The 18,862-nt window shown below is 41.9% G+C and carries 13 protein-coding genes and 1 pseudogene; 4 read left to right on the top strand and 10 right to left on the bottom strand.

Translation table 11 applies throughout. The annotated features are described in order from the left end of the window. Positions 1–34 precede the first annotated feature (34 nt). Both FN815_RS14365 and FN815_RS14360 read left to right on the top strand, forming a co-directional pair. A complete protein-coding gene (locus FN815_RS14365; RefSeq protein ID WP_142455343.1) occupies positions 35–2,161 on the top strand; it encodes a T9SS type A sorting domain-containing protein in 2,127 nt (708 codons plus the stop codon). 251 nt (positions 2,162–2,412) lie between these two features. Next, positions 2,413–3,564: a PP2C family protein-serine/threonine phosphatase gene (locus FN815_RS14360; protein WP_142455342.1), complete on the top strand. Its 1,152-nt coding sequence runs from the start codon at positions 2,413–2,415 to the stop codon at positions 3,562–3,564. Positions 3,565–3,657: 93 nt separating this feature from the next. Here FN815_RS14360 and tkt read toward each other — a convergent pair whose 3' ends face one another. From tkt to uvrC, 9 genes are all read right to left on the bottom strand, one after another. Continuing rightward, entirely contained in the window at positions 3,658–5,655 is a 1,998-nt protein-coding gene (gene tkt, locus FN815_RS14355) for a transketolase (protein ID WP_142455341.1), read from the bottom strand. A 179-nt stretch (positions 5,656–5,834) separates the two neighbouring features. Further along, positions 5,835–6,869, bottom strand: coding sequence for a tetratricopeptide repeat protein (locus FN815_RS14350; RefSeq protein WP_142455340.1), 1,035 nt, complete (start codon positions 6,867–6,869; stop codon positions 5,835–5,837). Positions 6,870–7,002: 133 nt separating this feature from the next. After that, complete coding sequence (locus tag FN815_RS14345; protein ID WP_142455339.1) at positions 7,003–7,704, bottom strand: TIGR00730 family Rossman fold protein; 702 nt, start codon at positions 7,702–7,704, stop codon at positions 7,003–7,005. Positions 7,705–7,713: 9 nt separating this feature from the next. Beyond that, on the bottom strand, positions 7,714–8,295 hold the full coding sequence (locus FN815_RS14340; RefSeq protein ID WP_221930327.1) for a DUF5683 domain-containing protein: 582 nt from the start codon (positions 8,293–8,295) through the stop codon (positions 7,714–7,716). A gap of 16 nt (positions 8,296–8,311) precedes the next feature. Next, positions 8,312–9,250, bottom strand: coding sequence for a ParB/RepB/Spo0J family partition protein (locus FN815_RS14335; protein WP_142455338.1), 939 nt, complete (start codon positions 9,248–9,250; stop codon positions 8,312–8,314). Between the two features lie 21 nt (positions 9,251–9,271). Continuing rightward, positions 9,272–10,069 (bottom strand): ParA family protein, encoded by a 798-nt coding sequence (locus FN815_RS14330; protein WP_142455337.1) that lies wholly within the window; start codon positions 10,067–10,069, stop codon positions 9,272–9,274. A gap of 140 nt (positions 10,070–10,209) precedes the next feature. Continuing rightward, on the bottom strand, positions 10,210–10,773 hold the full coding sequence (locus tag FN815_RS14325) for a hypothetical protein (protein WP_142455336.1): 564 nt from the start codon (positions 10,771–10,773) through the stop codon (positions 10,210–10,212). Continuing rightward, entirely contained in the window at positions 10,760–11,401 is a 642-nt protein-coding gene (locus tag FN815_RS14320; RefSeq protein ID WP_142455335.1) for an RNA polymerase sigma factor, read from the bottom strand. Before FN815_RS14320 ends, FN815_RS14325 begins: the two co-directional genes overlap by 14 nt. Before the next feature lie 211 nt (positions 11,402–11,612). Continuing rightward, positions 11,613–13,460, bottom strand: a complete 1,848-nt coding sequence (gene uvrC / locus FN815_RS14315) for an excinuclease ABC subunit UvrC (RefSeq protein WP_142455334.1) — start codon at positions 13,458–13,460, stop codon at positions 11,613–11,615. Between the two features lie 188 nt (positions 13,461–13,648). On the opposite strand from uvrC, the pseudogene FN815_RS14310 reads away from it, so the two are divergent. After that, positions 13,649–16,010, top strand: a pseudogene (locus tag FN815_RS14310) (beta-L-arabinofuranosidase domain-containing protein). Positions 16,011–16,163: 153 nt separating this feature from the next. Continuing rightward, on the top strand, positions 16,164–16,862 hold the full coding sequence (locus tag FN815_RS14305; protein WP_142455333.1) for an RluA family pseudouridine synthase: 699 nt from the start codon (positions 16,164–16,166) through the stop codon (positions 16,860–16,862). A 5-nt stretch (positions 16,863–16,867) separates the two neighbouring features. Here the strand turns inward: FN815_RS14305 and FN815_RS14300 are convergent, their stop codons facing one another. After that, positions 16,868–18,766, bottom strand: coding sequence for a histidine kinase dimerization/phosphoacceptor domain -containing protein (locus FN815_RS14300; protein WP_142455332.1), 1,899 nt, complete (start codon positions 18,764–18,766; stop codon positions 16,868–16,870). Positions 18,767–18,862: the final 96 nt, after the last annotated feature.

The following is an 18,862-nucleotide window of genomic DNA, read 5'->3' as shown; positions in this document are numbered from 1 at the left end:
TAAGCCAAGAGATTAACCCTATAATAGAATTGTTATGAGAGCATTATTTTTACTACTTGCCCTTCTTCCCTCCTTTGCACTCGCTCAAAATCAGCAACTTCGTATTGCTAACCCCGACCGGCTGTGGCAAGATACGGGAATTAACATAAATGAGACCGTTTTTGAGGTACATCCAAAAGGCACCTATGCTGAGGTGGAAATGTTTATCTCCTTCTCCTCTTCCAATCCCTCTTATTTTAGCCAATCTGAGCTATTAGAAATGTTTAGTTTTTTTGAATTAAGCGAAGAGGTTACCGTTTCTGATCTTTGGCTTTGGTTTGGTGATCAGATCCTGGTTGCTCATATCATTGACCGTTGGACTGCCAATCGGGTGTACGAAGGAATTGTAAATCGCCAGCAGGATCCGGCTATTTTGTTTAAGAATTCCCCTACTTCTTATGAACTGCGGGTGTATCCGTTTACCAGAAATCAGGTGAGAAAGTTAAAAATAAGCTTCCTTATCCCTACTGAAAAATACCGGTCTGTGACGAGTATTCCTCTGCCAACACAATTGCACCGGTTAGCACAAAATATTCTTGAAGATGCTGAGGTACGATATTTTATTGAGGATCAGAATCCCGATTTGAGTGTTTCAGGCCAGGAAGACCTTACTTTTGATGCCGCCGTCGACAGCCTTGGACGTATGTATTGGAGTGCAGACCTTGAAGCAGCAGCTTTAAATAGCTCTCTTAGTCTAAATGTATCAGATCCAAACTCAGGTGATACCTTTTTGGCAAATTACACGGATTCTACGGGACAATATTACAGCCTTTCTTTCATACCTGAAGATATTCTAGACATCAATATATCCAAGACTGTAGCTATTGTTTTTGATTTTGCGGCCTCCAATAGTAATGCTACAAAGGACGAGATATTGAATCTAATTCAAGCTAATCTTAAAGCGAACTTCTCAGAAAAAGACCGCTTCAATTTTATTTACTCTAATGTTTCAGATCAGGTACTTTCTCCAAATTGGATCAATGGATCAGACGCTGCCATTGACAGCCTTTTTGAAGAGATCAGAGGGCGCAATATCTTATCAGTAAGCAATTTAGATGATCTGTTAGTGAGTGGTATAGATTTTATTAAAGAAAAAGGCAGCGGAAGCATCCTACTTATTTCAAGTTCTGATACCTACCATGATTTTCAGGATGCCAATGCTTTTTCAGAATCTATTATTGACTATGCTGGCAATGATTTACCCAAGATTTCAGTGATTGATATTCAAAAACAAAACGCTCCTTTTACTTACAGAAATGGGCGTAACTATCGTGGTAATGAATACCTCTATGGTATCTTTACCCGTGATAGTGGCGGGGAACTCTTTGATTATAAGGATAGTCCTGATGTGGAAATCCGTCTTGAATCAGGTATACAATATCTTGGTAATTACATCACCAATTACACTATCTATCCCACCTTTGCCGGAGGGTTCACCTATGGGAATTTCCAGAACAGCTCCTCAGAAAAAATTCCTGTAAGTGCCCCCTTTATACAAACAGGCATGTATTTTGGCGATCTTCCTCTATCCATTCAGTTTACAGGTACTACAGAGGACACCGTCTTTAACGAAGAAATTATGATCCTGGAAAGCAGCGAAACCGATAGCAGCCTGAAACGCTTCTGGATCTCCAGAAAAATTAATCGTATGGAGCAAAGCTCTCCCAATAACGACGATATTGCCCAGATTATAGACTACAGTATGGAAAACAGGCTGATGTCTCAATACACTTCCTTCCTATCTATTGAACCAGGTGACACCACGCTAATTAGTGAAGAACAAAACGGCGATGGCCCGGTAACCACAGATGTTGAAAATGAGAACCCCGATTCCTTTGAAATTGAAGAGCTGAAAGCATATCCCAATCCTTTCAACCCGAATGTTAATATCGAGGTAAACCTCTCTGAGCCATGGGATGCCTCCAATAGCAGAATCGTGATTTATAATTTATTAGGACAGAAAATTGCCGTATTGAATACTTCTCAGTTTAATGGCATGCATACTTTCACGGTTAATTGGGATGTATCTCAAAGCACGTTGCAAATGGCAACAGGCGTATACCTGGTCAGTGTAGAAACGCCCATGACGAACAAAAAAATCAAGATAACTTACCTGAAGTAATCGCAATCTAAACCATCTATACTTGATGCCAGCCTGATTCTTCAATCAGGCTGGCATTTTTATTTAACGTATTCCTTTTCCACTAACTTAGATCAACTCTTCCCTCTTTAGCTTCAGCCGTTGGCTTCAACAACTATTTTTCTATCTTCCCTAAAAGAAATATTTTCAGAAGCTAAAAATTAAGAAGTCGCACAACTTTTTGGTTATTATTACGAACAAAGATCGAAATGTAAACGCAGAGCAGGTTTAATTTGGGACTAAAGAACGAAGCACAAGCCGGTTACGGCACCAAGAAATTTTACCAGGAATATGTATCGGGTATGAGCCGTGAGCGTTTCTCTAAAGAACTCACCGCTGATACTGAACGGCTCAAAGAAGTATATAAAGAAGCAGTTGAAGATATTGAGCGACAACAAGGGCAACAGCTGCCTGGCCATATTAAGTTTATGAGGTTGTTTTCGAACCTGGCTCAGCGCCTTAATCCCACCCGGCGGCTTATTTTTGGTTTAGGATCAGTCAGTTTCGTCGCTTATTACATACTAAACTTTTTCGGTATTTTGGAATATGTTCTTATAGGCAACCTCTTGCTCCCTTTTGGTTTTCTGTCCATGTTCATGCTGTTATTGATTGAATTACTTGAAAAATCAGATGTTCAAAAAGAAATTGATCTGGCCCGCGAAATTCAATTGAGTCTGTTGCCTGGAACATCGCTCAATAAAAAGAACCTTGAAATATATTCTTTTGCCCATACTGCCAAAGAGGTGGGCGGCGACTATCTTGATGTAATTGAGACCGATAAGGGGACTTATGTCGTCATCGCCGATGTTTCAGGAAAAGGCCTTAGTGCTGCACTCTACATGGTGCGGTTGCAGGCACTCGTGAATCTCATCGTAGAAAGAGATCATCCCACACCTAAAGAGTTATTTCTGCAGCTGAATAACTATATCAAGAGTAACAGTAAAGATAAAACTTTTGTTACCGGTTGTGTTGCTTTCTTTCCGAATGACGAAGACCATTTTGAATATATCCGTGCCGGACATAATATCCCTATCTACTATAACCGTGAACGGGATACTACCTATAAATTGAAATCAAACGGATTTGCCCTTGGGATGACCTCTACAAAAATGCTGGGACAAAATCTGGAAGTAAAAAAATTCCACTTTAAGCCCGGTGATTCTGTGCTTTTTTATACTGATGGATTGAATGAAGCACGAAATGAACGAGGCGAAGAATATGGAGAAGAGCGTATCGAGTCGCTGATGGAAATCTATGGCTCGCTGCATGCTAAAACCATCATAGGCAAGCTTCAATCTTCCCTGGAAGCTTTCATTGGAGGCGTTAGTCCTCTCGATGATGTGACTTTTACCTGCATTCATCATCCTGGCAAGTCAGAATCTTAACTCATAAAAAAACCCGGATTTTCATCCGGGCTTTCAATTCTAAATAATTGGCATGTGAGATTATGAAATCTCACTATTCTGCAAAGCTTTTCTTTATTTAGAAGCTGCTTCCACAATAGCTTCGGTTGTGATACCAAAGTGCTCGTAGAGTTCTTCGTATGGGCCAGACTCACCAAAGGAATCAACGCCAATGGCTGTTCCTTCAGTTCCTACATAGCGTTCCCAGCCAAAGGTAGAACCGGCTTCAATAGAAACACGGTTTGTAACAGCCTTAGGCAATACAGACTCTTTGTAGGCAGCATCTTGCTTCTCAAACAGTTCCCAGCTTGGTAAACTTACCACACGGGCATCTACGCCTTTCTCTTTCAGCTGAGCTTTGGCATTCACGGCAAGGTGGAGTTCTGAACCTGTTCCAATTAAAATGGCATCAGGTGTCTCTTTTTCAGAATCAGTATATACATATCCACCCTTCTGAACCAGTGATGCAGCGTTAGCATCCGTTCTTGGGAGCGTAGGCATACCTTGTCGGGTTAATACCAGCAAAGTAGGTCCATTGGTATTTTCAATAGCTGATTTCCAGGCGTAAGATACTTCGTTAGCATCGCCAGGTCTCAGCACAGTTATGTTTGGCATAGACCGCAGACTGGAAAGATGCTCAATGGGCTGGTGAGTAGGTCCGTCTTCACCCAAACCAATACTATCGTGAGTCAACACGAAAATAGATGGCATTTTCATCAGTGCGGCAATACGGATAGTCGGACGCATGTAATCGGTAAATACAAAGAATGTGGCTCCGAATGGAATAACACCAGAGTGAAGGGCCATTCCGTTCACGGCAGCTCCCATTCCGTGCTCACGAACGCCAAAGTGGATCGTACGGCCTGTGTCTTTTTCTACACCGAAAGAACCATAACCGTCAATATCGGTTTTTGTACTTGGTGATAAGTCGGCAGAACCACCAAACAAGTTCGGTACCACATCTTTGATGGCATTAATTACCTTACCGGATGCGGCACGGGTAGCCATTCCTTTCTCATCTTCTTCAAAAACCGGCAGTGTCTGTTCCAGAGAAGAGGAAATTTCGCGATTGATCCATGCTTTAAAGGATTGCCCTTTTTCAGGATTTTCCTCTTTGTAGGCTTCAACTTTCTCGTTCCAGGCTGCTTCGGCTTCAGCACCTTTCTCTACTGCTTCACGGAATACTTCTAATGCTTCATCAGGGATGAAGAACTTCTTCTTGGGATCCCATCCATATTCTTTCTTCGTCAGTTCAATTTCATCTTCTCCCAATGGGGATCCGTGAGATCCAGCTGTATCCTGCTTATTAGGACTTCCGAAACCAATATGTGTTTTACAAACAATGATGGATGGCTTGTCGGTTACAGACTGGGCTTCTTTTGTAGCGGCAACAATCTCGTCATGGTTGTGGCCATCAATTTCTACCACGTGCCAGTTATATGCCTCAAATCTTTTTGGAATATCCTCTGAAAATGCCAGGTCAGTTGATCCCTCGATAGAGATACGGTTTGAGTCATAGAAATAAATCAATTTGCCCAAACCCAAATGTCCAGCCAATGAAGCAGACTCATGAGAAATTCCTTCCATCAAGTCACCATCACTTACAATAGCGTAGGTGTAGTGATCTACAATATCTTGGGCTCCATCGTTGAAATTGGCAGCCAGAAAATGCTCGGCCATAGCAACACCAACGCCTGTACCGAAACCTTGTCCTAATGGTCCTGTTGTAGTTTCAATACCTTTAGCCATTCCGTACTCAGGGTGGCCGGCAGTTTTACTTCCCAACTGACGGAAGTTTTTAAGCTCTTCCAGTGTCATGTCATCGTAGCCGGTCAGGTGCAAAAGGCTATACAACAGCATTGAGCCGTGCCCTGCAGACAGTATAAATCGGTCACGATCAAACCAATCTGGATTTTTGGGGTTATGTTTTAAAAATTTTGTCCAAAGTACATAAGCTACGTCAGCCATACCCATTGGCATGCCGGGGTGGCCGGAATTTGCTTTTTGTACCGCATCCATGGAAAGAGTTCGGATTGTGTTTACACAGAGCTGGTCAAGCTTTGAAGCTGGCATTTGTTACCTCGATTAAGTGAGAAATTTAATGTTCTGAAACTGGCGTAAAGATAGGGAATGGCACTTATGGATAAAAGGGAAAAGAGAGAATTTTTGCTCATTAGAGCCGGAAATTTTGCTCATAAAAAAAGCCACAACCGTTTAGGCGTGGCTTTTAAATCAAAAATTTCTAACCTGCATCAGGGAGCAGTAGAATCACACTTCAATTCATATTCCATAATATGCTCTGCAGGTGACTTGAAAGAACCATACAATGCATTTGTAAGTGCGTCACAAGCTTCTGCTTTATTCCCCAACGACTGATGTGCATAACCTAATTCATAATAGATTTTAGCTCGGTCGGTACGGCCACCGGATTCAAATTCCAAGGCACGGTTGGCATTTTCTACGGCCTGCTCTGGATTGCCAGCTTTATTGTGAGCTTCTGCCAATCGGTAGAATGCATCAGAAGATTCGGCATTGTACTCAATTGCACGAGTTAACAGGTCAAAAGCTAAGTCAAGCTCATCATTCCCTGAAGCACGTGAACCTGCTGCCAATAGTTCATCGTGAGCGGCATCCCGAGATTTCTGCACAACTTCCTCATTATTGGTAGCCTGGCCTTTAGTTATAGCCTGATCATACCAGCGTAACATTTCGTCATATCCTTGATCAATGATACCATCACCATCGGTGTCATTAATTTTTTTAAAGATTTTAGCCTTTTGATAGTAAGCCAAGGCATAGTTGGAATTCAGGTTTAAAGCTTCTTGCACAGCTTCATCTGCCTGTGTGAATTCTTCGCGACTGTAATAAAGCACTGATTCCTGGTAATACAACTGTGGTACAATACCACGTGCACGACCGGCGATCTGGTCACTGTTAAACTCATTGGCCACTTCACCAGCTTCCTGGAATGCAGCAATGGTAGTTTCTAAATCCTCAAGACTTTTACTCTGTTGAAATGATTTATATTCGTTTGCAGCTTTTCGGAAGTAAATGGTAGGAATCTGGCCTTCAACGCGCTCTTTCACGTCTGCCCCGTCGGGTCCTAACTTGTTAGCCATTTCTAACGCGTCTTCCAGCAAACGGATTGCCTCATCGTAATTATTTGCCTGCGCCTCCTCTAAGCCTTTATTAAATGCATTAATTGCCTCTGTTTGAGTCTGGGCGAAAACAGTGGTCGCCATCATCACTAAAACAGCCGCAATTGTACTTATTTTGAATGCCTTCATATCTCTGGTTTATTTGTGTTGGATTGTTGCAGCGCCGAATTTAATAAAAAAAGGCACTGAATTTAAAATAATAACTTACTTTTTGCCGAATTAGTATCTAGTTAAACTTGTATGAGAGCCTACATGTTCCCTATTAAAAATAGAAATTTGGCATGGGGTTCTCTTTACTATAAAAATCACAAATAATTTTCACCGCTTCATCGGTAGAATCTGTGATGTGAAACAAATCGGTATCGGTATCCGAAATGGTTCCCCACTCTTTCATTGTGTTTTCCATCCACTCTTTGAGCCCTTTCCAATATTCACTGCCAAATAAAATAATAGGTATTTGTGAAATTTTGCGAGTTTGAATAAGGGTTAAACTCTCAAATAGCTCATCTAAAGTACCAAAACCTCCGGGAAATACCACAAAACCTTGGGCATATTTAACAAACATTACTTTTCTCACAAAAAAGTAATTAAAATTGATAGTGAAATCCGGGTCAACATATTGATTCGTGCCCTGCTCAAAAGGCAAGCTAATGCCTAAACCTACCGATTTTCCTTTACCGATATCTGCGCCTTTATTGGCAGCTTCCATGATTCCCGGTCCGCCACCGGTAATCACACCAAATCCTTTTTTAGTGATTTTGTCTGCAGTTTCTACAGCCAATTCGTAGTATTCATTATCCGGCTTTGTTCGGGCTGAACCAAAAATGGAAATACAAGGACCAATTTGAAAGAGCTTATCATAACCCTCCACAAATTCACCCATCACTTTAAAAATACTCCAAATATCGCGATCGTAACCATTTGCAGGAGTCTCGCGCTTAAATTCTCTTTGCTCGTCTGACATCATAAAAAATTAAAATGTTATAGATAATGAAATAGAAGGCATTGGTTGATACTGATTGGCCGCCAACATACTGGGTTTCAAAGTCGCCTTCAAAGATAAATCATCAGATACATCAAAAGACCTTAAATGGGCAAAAACATAGGCATCAATTGCGTTTAGAGCATAGGACAACCCTATAAATACATAAACCAAATCCCGCCGGTTACGATAAAAATTTCGGTTTTGTCTTAGTAAATCGGTACTGGCATTGTCAGGGATGAAGGAAGGTGTGGGCCCAAATTTGTAATCTCCCTCCGCTCCATACACGGAATTATAATAAGCAGCCCGGTAATCATGGTAACTTTTGTGAAGGTAAACGCTGTAATAAGCTAAACCACCTAATAGACCGTATACAATAGGTACTTTCCAAATCTGTTTGTTGGTCACCTGCCCCCATCCTGGAATAAAAAGCGAGCGTTTAAGTACTTTTTTTGGATCAGGATAGGTCTCTATTGAATCCTGAGCAGCAGAAATAGAAGAAAATGTAGCAGGTACAAAGCTTTGATGTTGTAGATTGTGCTGAGCAGATACGGAGATGTTCAATAGGAACATCAACAGTAAACTCAGGCTAGTCAATCGAGTCAAATATGCCAAGTATGCGTTCAAGGTCATCCTCAGAGTAATATTCAATTCTGATTTCCCCGCCTTTTTTCTTGGGCTGCACATTCACTTTCGTTGAAAAAGTACGGCGTAATCTGGCAGATATGTCTTCGTAAAATGGATTATTCGGATCCTTTCCGGCTGAGGGCTTTGATTTACTTTTACTTTCCTTCTTTTGGGTTGATTCGCGAACAGCCTGTTCAATCTGTCGAACCGATAGCCCCTGCGCAATCACCTTGTCCAGGATTTTTTTCTGCAGTTCCTCATCCTCAATAGTAATGAGAGCCCGTGCGTGCCCCATAGAAATTTGATTGCTTTTCACCGCTTTTTGAATAAAATCAGGCAAATTGAGCAAGCGAAGCATATTGGTCACAGTCGTTCTGTTCTTACCAACACGCTCGGCCACTTCAGCTTGGGTATAATCAAACTCTTCAAGCAAACGCTTGTAACCCATTGCCACTTCTAAAGGATTTAACTGCTCGCGCTGAATGTTCTCAATCAAGGCAAAAGCCATGCTTTGTTCATCATCAGCTTGGCGTATGTACGCTGGTATTTCTTGGATTCCAGCCAGCTTAGCAGCTCTTAATCGTCGTTCACCGCTTATCAGCTCAAATCGCTTTTCGCCGATGTACCGTACCGTAATAGGCTGAATCAAGCCATGTTTCTTAATCGAAGCACCCAGCTCATCCAGCTTATCTTCATCAAATTCTTTTCTGGGTTGATGGGGATTGGCGCGAATATGATCAACGGGGACGTCAAGTACAATATTTACCCGTTCTTCGGGCTCAACAAAATTCTTTTCAACTCCTTCTTTTTTAGGAGATTCTTTAGCCTCTCCTCCCCCCTCTTCTTGATACTCAGGAAAAAAGGCACCTAATCCACGGCCTAAAACTTTCTTACTTGCCATAATATGCTATTCTTTCTTGATTCAATCGCTTAGAACGGGACTGTTCTTAAACAGTTTCTTATTCTTCTTGATGATTTCTTTGGATAACGCCAGGTAATTTTTAGCCCCGGTACTTGTAGAATCGTAGAGCAGCGCCGGTTTTCCAAAACTCGGAGCCTCTGCCAAGCGAATATTTCGGGCAATTACGGTTTTAAAAACCCGGTCGTCAAAATACCGTTTTACCTCATCCGCTACCTGATTGGATAATCGTGTGCGTGTATCATACATGGTTAGCAATACGCCTTCAATATCCAAGTCAGGATTTAAGTGTTGACGTACAATCTTGATGGTGTTCAACAGCTGGCCAAGCCCTTCAAGTGCAAAATATTCGCACTGTACGGGAATAACGATAGAATTTGAGGCTGTTAAAGCGTTGATGGTAAGCAAGCCAAGTGAAGGCGGACAATCAATAATTACAAAATCGTATTTTTCTCGGGCTTCAGCTATGGCTTTACTGAGGATGCGCTCCCGCTCCTCGCGATCGATCATCTCAATTTCTGCACCCACCAGATTAATATGGGCAGGCACAACATCCAGAAAATCGAGTTCCGTATTACGAATAGTATCATCAATATTGGCACTGCCAATCATGACTTCGTAAACGGAATTCGTTACTGATTTTGAGTCAATCCCCAATCCGCTGGTTGTGTTACTTTGCGGATCGATATCGATTACCAGAGTAGGGTGTTCAATTGCAGCCAAACTAGCGGCCAAGTTTATAGCCGTGGTAGTTTTACCGACTCCACCTTTCTGATTAGCAATTGAGATTACTTTTCCCATTAAATACCTGCTTTATACTTCATGTATGGTTGATATAAATTCTAATATAAAGCGAGGTGTTCTGCTATACAAAAATACTTATTCACATTCTTGGCAGAAGTTTTCCACATTTAAAGGCCAAACTATTGCCCTACATTAGCTTAGTTGGTTGAACCAGTAAGAAGAATACCCGAACCAGTTCCATTAACAGAACCTGGATCATTGACTAACTGCAGTTTTTCAAAACTACGATTCAACTCCTGTTGCATCTCAGCAGATGCTTCAGTCGTTTCTGTTCCATTAAACCGTAGCACCTCATTTCGGTCTACCCAAGGGGTAACACTGCCCGCCGTAGTAGCTGAGGCCGGTACAGCTTCCTGAGATGTAGCAGAACCTGAAGTACCTTCATAATACTGGAAACCGCCATAAAAGGCAGCTAACAGCACTGCAGCAGCCACTCCTCTTTTAGCTAAGAGAGTTATCGTTTTTGATTTTCTTACTTTTTGAGATTGTAGCTGTTTGGCTTCAGAGGCAATTTTTTTGGTTATGTGTTTGGGAGGATTCTTTTTGGGGAGTCCTGAGAGCTTCCGTTGGGTTGCTCTCAGGCTTTCCACTTCTATCAATAAATCTTCATCCTCACGTATTTTTTTTTCGAACTCCATTACTTCAGAAGGATCCATTTCCTTCATCAGATAACGGATAGCTTTGTTTTCATCCGTGTGCATGTTTTTGCTCTTGTTCTCGTTCTTCCTCAAAATACTTCCTAAGATTAATGAGTGCATATCTCATACGCCCAAGGGCGGTATTTATTGAGACATCTGTCAGCTCTGCTATTTCTTTAAAAGGCATTTCATAATAGTGCCTTAGCAGAACTACAGTACGTTGCTCCTCGGGAAGTTTAGCGATGTGTTTCATTAAGCTGGCACGGGTTTCATCCTCAATTAGGATCTCATCCGCATCCACAACGCTTTCGTCTTCCATCCGATCGAAATAATCGGTGTTCGAGTCTTCGTCACTCCACCCACTAACGTCGATATATCTTTTTTGTTTTCTTAGATAATCGATGGTGGCATTATGAGCAATGCGCATCACCCAGGCAATCCATTTGCCTTGTTCGTTGTAGGTATCATCCATTTTGGTGATGACCTTGGTAAAGGTAGTCTGAAACAGATCGTTGGCTATTTCAGGATTCATCACCATACTATAAATGTATGAGTAAATTTTTTGCTGATGCCGGTTCATCAATTCATTAAAGGCAGATTCATCTGCATCTTTGCGGAATAGTTTTACAAGCTCTCTGTCCTTCAATTCAGAATAATTTGGTTTCTCAACGTGTCTTTTAAATAATTCCATTTTTCTACCCTCATATTATGGGTTATGCTGTTAACAGATCAAACTGTAACCTCTTCTTTTTGTTTCAAATAACCATCTGCCTGTTAACAGCGTTTCTTAAAGCCAACATCTGCCGGCCTGAGGCCATATTAACATCCCCAAGCCAAGCTAACTATCACATTTTAATGTGAACCGGAGAATGCAATTTAAATACATTCCGGTGCGTTAACTCTTAAGAATCAAAATAATTGTGCACTTTTTTTCCTAAAGATTTTCCGACCGAATTTTGCAGACTTTGCAAGTCGGCTTCTTTAATCTTTTTAACGGAACCAAATTGCTTAAGCAATTTTTGCGCCGTCTTCTCTCCTACCCCGTCAATCTGCCTCAACTCCGTTTTAACCGTCCTTTTAGTCCGTTTATTACGGTGAAAGGTAATGGCAAAACGATGGGCCTCATCACGGGCATTCTGTAATAACTTCAAGGCTGATGATTTTTTGGGGATCATAATCGGATCTCTATATCCCGGCAAAAAAACTTCTTCCAACCTTTTAGCCAGCCCAATAATATCACATTCTCCGTAAAAATCAATTTCTTTTAGCGCCTCAACCGCAGCACTAAGTTGTCCTTTACCTCCATCTACTACAATTAAATCGGGTATCTGTGAGCCTTCCTTCTGCACCCGTTTATAACGCCGTTTCAAAACTTCTTTCATGGAAGCAAAGTCATCCGGCCCCACTACGGTTTTTATATTGAACCGTTTGTATTCACTTTTTCTTGGCCTGGCATCCACAAAACAAACCATTGAGGCCACCGGATCAGTGCCTTGCAGGTTTGAGTTATCAAAACACTCTATGCGTCGTGGTAAGCGATCCAATTTAAGATGCTCTTTTAAATCTTTTACGGCCTGGGGAATTCGGCTGCGTTCGGCTTTCTCTTTTTCAAGCGCCCGCTCGTTCAAATGCAGTTTGGCATTGGCTTGTGCCATTTTTATAAGCTGCTTCTTCTCTCCAATCTTTGGCACTTTAACCGGTACTATCTTGCCTCTTTCCTGCTGCAAATACTGCTCCAGTGGCTCAGTTTCCGGCAGCGGATGGCTTAAATAAACCTCATCAGGAATGGCAGCAGTATACTGTCCAGTATAGTAGTCTTCCACGAACGACTGCAGCATCTCACCCATGTCCAAACCGTCAATATTCTTCAGATAACGGTGGAACTTCCCAATCATCTTGCCTTCCCGAACCTTGAAAAGCACGCCGCAGGCTTCGCCAATTTCCTCATCTTTGCGGATCGCAAATACATCGCGGTCTACTTTCTTGGAGACCACCATCTTCATTTTCTGGCTGTAGTGTTCTACCGCCTGTAAACTGTCCCTCAAACGGGCCGCTTCCTCAAATGCTAATGCATCAGAAGCTATCTGCATCTCTTCTTTTAACTCCCGGAGCAAGGTATCGGTCTGGCCATTCAGCATGCGTTCTACTTTGGCTATTGTTGCCTGATATACCTCTGTATCCCAATCGCCTGAACAGTTTTCCAGGTAATCATCAAAACAGGAATGCCATTTGGGTACACCCCGTGTTTTGTCAATGGTTTTTTGTGATACGGCACAGGTGCACAGGCCAAAAGCTTTGCGGATGGTTTCCAGCATGCGTTTCATCGCACCTACATTGTCATAAGGACCAAAGTACTTGCTCTTATCTTTGATAACGGTGCGTGTTGGGAAAACACGGGGCTTGTCTTCGTTTGTGATGCAGATGTAGGGATACGACTTGTCATCCCGGTACATGATGTTATACCGGGGCTCGTACTGCTTAATCAGGTTGTTCTCAAGGATCAATGCTTCCGCTTCGGAATCTGTAACCACCACTTCCAGGTCGTCTATCTTGGAAACCATGGTTTTGATGCGCCCGTCAACAGGCCGTGATTCCTGGAAATAAGAACGTACCCGGTTTCGGAGTCGCTTTGCTTTACCTACGTAGAGCACGCTGTCATTGGCATCTTTATAAATATACACGCCAGGCGAAGTAGGCAGATTGGCTACCTTCTCTTCAACCGATACTTTAGGGGATGATTCGTCCGTCATGCCTCTAAGATAAAAGAATTATATGGCTGATTGAACTGATTCCGGTAATTTTTTCTCACCATAATCTATCTTATCACTAGTGGATGTTTCTTTAGATTGGCAAGTAAAAAGCCTTTTTAGAATTTTTAAGTGTATGTAATACATTTAAAGTATATTCAAGGAAATTTAATAGCATTAAGCCTAACCACATGTACAACAAGCAATCATATATTCTCTTTGCAGTGCTGTTTTTGTTTTCAGCATGTACACAATCCGACCCCGCTGATCCTGAAAAATTAGAAACATTTCCCTTAACATCGGTGGAGTTACTGGAGAGCCCATTCTCTCAAGCACAACAAACCGATAAGGAATACATCCTGGAATTGGAGGCCGACCGTTTACTTGCCCCCTACCTGATTGAAGCCGGGCTTGAACCCAAAGCCCCTAAATATGGTAACTGGGAAAACACCGGATTAGATGGACACATAGGGGGGGCATTATTTGACTGCATTAGCCTTAATGTATGCTTCAACCGGTGATGAAGAAACCTTAAACCGCTTGCAGTATGCGCTGGATGAATTGCAAAGAGCTCAAGATGCAAATGGCAATGGGTATATTGGAGGAATTCCACGAAGTAAGGAACTTTGGACGGAGTACGCCAACGGAAATATTAATGCACAAAGTTTTTCACTAAACGGCCGGTGGGTGCCATTGTATAACATTCATAAACTGTTTGCAGGCTTGCGGGATGCTTACCTCATCGCAGATCTTGAACAATCGAAGGAAATGCTTATCGAATTAACAGATTGGTTTGTAGAGGTAAATGGCAATCTTTCCGATGAGCAGATTCAGGAAATCCTGCAAAGCGAACACGGGGGATTAAATGAAGTTTTTGCTGATGTATATACCATCACCGGTAACAAAGAGTATCTCGAACTTGCCAGGCGATATTCTCATCGCGCCATTCTTGACCCTCTGATTGCTAATGAAGATAACCTAACCGGAAAGCACGCCAACACACAAATCCCTAAAGTGGTCGGCTTTCAACGCGTGGCAGAACTTTCTGATGATGATACCTGGAGAGATGCAGCCAAAAGCTTTTGGAATAACGTTGTGGAAGAACGATCCATAGCCTTTGGTGGAAATAGTGTAAGTGAGCACTTCAATCCCGTGGATGATTTTTCAACGATGATTACTACCAATCAAGGCCCGGAAACCTGCAATACCTACAACATGCTCAAGCTTAGCAAAATGTTGTTTACGGATGATCCAAATGCCAAATACATCAACTTTTATGAGCGAGCACTTTACAATCACATTCTTTCTTCTCAACATCCTGATGGCGGATTTGTGTACTTCACCCCTATTCGTCCACGCCATTACCGGGTTTATTCACAGCCTCATACCAGTTTCTGGTGCTGCGTGGGTTCCGGCATTGAAAATCACGGAAAATATGGCGAACTAATTTATGCCCATAGCGAGAATGACGTGTTTGTAAACCTGTTTATCCCCTCTGAATTGAACTGGGAGGAGAAAGGCATTCGTGTCACTCAAACCACAAAATTTCCCTACGAAGAATCAACACGTTTACAGGTTCAGGTTGATGATCCAAAAGAATTTGCTCTTTCCATTCGTAAACCGGAATGGATTAAGGGAGACGCTGAAATAACGGTGAATGGAGAAAAATGGAGCACTTCAACCAACTCCTTTTCTTACATGACTATCAACAGAACATGGGAAGCCGGAGATGTAGTTAGTGTTTCTCTTCCTATGCAAACTTCGCTTGAATATTTACCAGATGGCTCAAATTGGGGCGCTTTTGTGCACGGACCTGTCGTACTTGCTGCGGTTACAGATACTACAGATCTTGGCGGATTATTTGCTGACGAAGCACGTATGGCTCATGTGGCCAGCGACGATTTTTATCCAATAGATGAAGCTCCGATGCTATTAACCAATGAGCCCAATGAAATTGCACAGGCTGTTTCAAAAACGGGACCATTGTCTTTTAATATTGACTCTTTAATCTATCCCAACTCTTTTTCAGGATTGAAGTTGGTGCCTTTCTTCACTATTCACGAAGCTCGTTACATGATGTATTGGCCGGTACTTACTGAAGATCAGCTTGAGGAACGCCAGCAAGAAGTTAGAAAACGTGAAGCAGCAATGATTGCTTTAGAAGAACGAACCGTGGACATGGTTGCTACCGGTGAACAACAGCCCGAAACTGAACATAATTTTCAGGGAGAGAACACAGAATCGGGAATTCATAACAGCCGCTATTGGAGACATGCTTCCGGATGGTTTAGTTATGACTTAAGTAATCCTGAACTACAGGGAACCATCCTGCGGGTGACCTATTCTGGCGGCGACAGTGGCCGTACTTTTGACATCCTGATAAATGGAGAATTATTAAAAACTGTTACTTCAACAGGACACGAAGACCCATTTTTTGATGTGGATTATGTAATTCCGGATTCAATGCTTGCTGAAAACATGACGGTTATGTTTCTAGCGCATGAGAACTCCGTTGCCGGTGGCGTTTTTGAGATTAGGTTGTTGAAAGAATAATCTTTAAAACGGTTGTGAAAATGGGTAACTCCAGGCTGAAATTTTTCTCTCACCTCCGGTTACCCATTTGTTTCAGGGACTCAATAGGTCATTGGGAACAAGTTTAAATCCCTTTACCTTAGATGACGAACATCAATTTAACTACCATTTTCTTTGAGTACCTCATTTACCGGCACTAAACCTAACATCCCCATTATTTTTGAAGACAACCACCTGCTGGTGATTGACAAACCGGCCGGTCTGCTTTCTCAGGAGGATCATACCGGAAACCCGGATGTATTAAACCTGTGCAAGCAGTACATCAAAAAGAAATATAATAAACCGGGCAACGTGTACCTGGGATTGGTCCACCGGCTGGATCAGCCCGTTAGTGGTGTGATGGTACTGGCTAAAACATCAAAAGCGGCTTCCCGGCTTTCCTATCAAATCAGAAAGCGAACCATCAATAAAACATATTGGGCATTGGTTGAAGGGAAAACACCGGTATATGGGGAGCTGGTTCATTTTCTCGATAAAGATAAACGAACCAATACCGTTAAGGCTTACAAATCACCCCGGGGCAAAGCCAAAGAATCACGGCTGAAGTACATCACCATTAAAACAAATAAGAATTACAGTGTGGTGGAAGTGGACTTGATTACCGGCCGTCCTCATCAAATACGGGTACAATTTGCCAGCGAAGGTTTTCCCTTGTGGGGAGATTACCGATATGGGGATTCATCCAAGCCAGATGGAAGAGACATCGCACTCAGAGCCGTTAAGCTGGAACTGGAACATCCCACTCAAAAAGAACTCATGACTTTTAAGGCTTTAAAACCTGAAGGAAAGCCCTGGAATATGTTTGACTATTAAATGGCTCAGGCAGCCCCGTTAATGGCCATTAGTTCTTCGAAGTTGAAATTTGAACTGGATCCTTTTTGCTTTTTCTGATTCTCAAAGGCAATGGCATATTCCGTGCCTTTATTCCGTTCCGAAGTGATATCGACTTTCGAGTTAATCTGTTCCGAATAGGTTAATACCAGGGTTGCCCCCAAGGTTGGACTTTCTTCAAACACGAAACCGTCGGGTAAACCTATTCCGTCATCCTTAATACATAGTGAAATGTTATCACCTTGGGATTTTAACTCAACCGACACCTTTCCTTTTTGGCGCCCTTGAAATGCAAAAGTATAGGCATTCGATACCAGCTCATTAATAATCAATGCCAAAGGCACCGCCTGGTTTAGATTCAAATAAATCGGATCAATATAGGTTTCCAGGGTTATTTTTTTGCCTTGAGGAGAAATACGGTCTTCTAAAACCTGAAGCATATTCACCAAGTAATGTTGAAAATTAAGACCGGAGAAATCTTTGGCTGTGTAGAGCTCCTCGTGGATTAGCGCCATGGATTTAACACGCATGTGATTGGCTAACAGCACCGACTTTATCTTCTCGTCATCCGAGATGAACTCTTCCAGCTGAAGGAATCCGGAAATTACCGCCAGATTATTTTTCACCCGATGGTGTACTTCCTGCAACAATACTTCTTTCTCATGAACAACATTTTCAAGGCGTTTCTGATAAGATTTTTGGGCATTGATATTCTGCCCCGTTCCTAATAAATAGGTTTCATCTCCATTCTTGAAAGAAGTAGCATTAAAAAGGAAGGGTTCAGTACTGCCGTCTTTCTTAACCAGATTTGCCTCCAGGGTTGATATACTTCCCTTCATGGTCTTCTCAATATGCTTTTTAACACGCTGAATATCCTCACCTCTAAAGAAATCAAGAGGATTTAACTGCTGTACTTCTTCAGAGCTATATTGCGTGCTCTTAAGCATATTATCATTCCACCGTACTAACTTCATGTCTTTGTCAAACATATAGAAGTCAGTTGGCAATGAATTGATGATAGCGTCGCTGAGTTTTTTCTCCCTTTTAAGCTCTTCGTCTGCTTTTTTGCGTAATGTGATATCCTGGAAGGTTATCAACCACTTTCCAAACTTTTTGGTTGTATTCATTTCCAGATAAATAGGATTTCCTTCTTCATTTAGAATGGACGATTCAAAACGAAAAGGGGTCTCTGCTCCCTCCTCATTCCATTTTTTCAATTCTTTCAGAAAGTCCCATTCCGGATATAATGACTCGAGTGTTGAGTTACAATTATCGGGAAAAAGCTCTTTGCATAGTCCGCTGCCGTTTCTGTTTACTTTTTCAATGCGTCCTGTATCTGGATCAATGATCAACATAAGCTCAACGGATGCTTCAAGGAAAGCAGTGAGTGTTGCCAGGTCCTCATTTTTTTTACGGAGCTCCAGGCGGTTCTCAACTTCACGGGCCAGTGTAGTAAGGGCATTAATTTGCTCTTCAGAAATGGTTTTCGGTTCCATATCAAGGACACAAATCGTACCCAAATTATGTCCATTGCCTTTGATATTGACCCCTGCATAAAACCGGATATTTGGGCTTTCTATTACATAAGGTGAATCCTTAAATCGCCTATCTTTGGTGGTGTCTTCTACCACCATATGTTCTTCGTTTTTTATGGTGTGTACACAGAAGGTCACATTTTTTGGGGTTTCTTTAACATCATTCCCAAAATTTGCCTTACTCCATACCCGGTCTTCATCAATAAAATTCATTTTAGCAACGGGTACATCGCAGATATGCGCAGCGAGTTTCAACAGGTTATCAAACTCAGCTTCTTCCTCTGTGTCTAAAATCCCATAAGAATGTAACGCCTGTATTCTAAGCTGTTCTTTAACAGATACTTCAGTCATTGGCAGTCAAATTCAATTTTCTTAGCGTATAATTTGTGCTTTTCTGATTTATCGGTAAGAATCAATAAAAGTTAAGGCAATGTAGTTCCTTTAACG

This window comes from Gracilimonas mengyeensis (assembly GCF_900182705.1).
GTDB classification, from domain to species: Bacteria; Bacteroidota; Rhodothermia; order Balneolales; family Balneolaceae; genus Gracilimonas; species Gracilimonas mengyeensis.
Note: the sequence above shows the minus strand (reverse complement) of the source record. Positions and strands in the feature narration are given on the sequence as shown.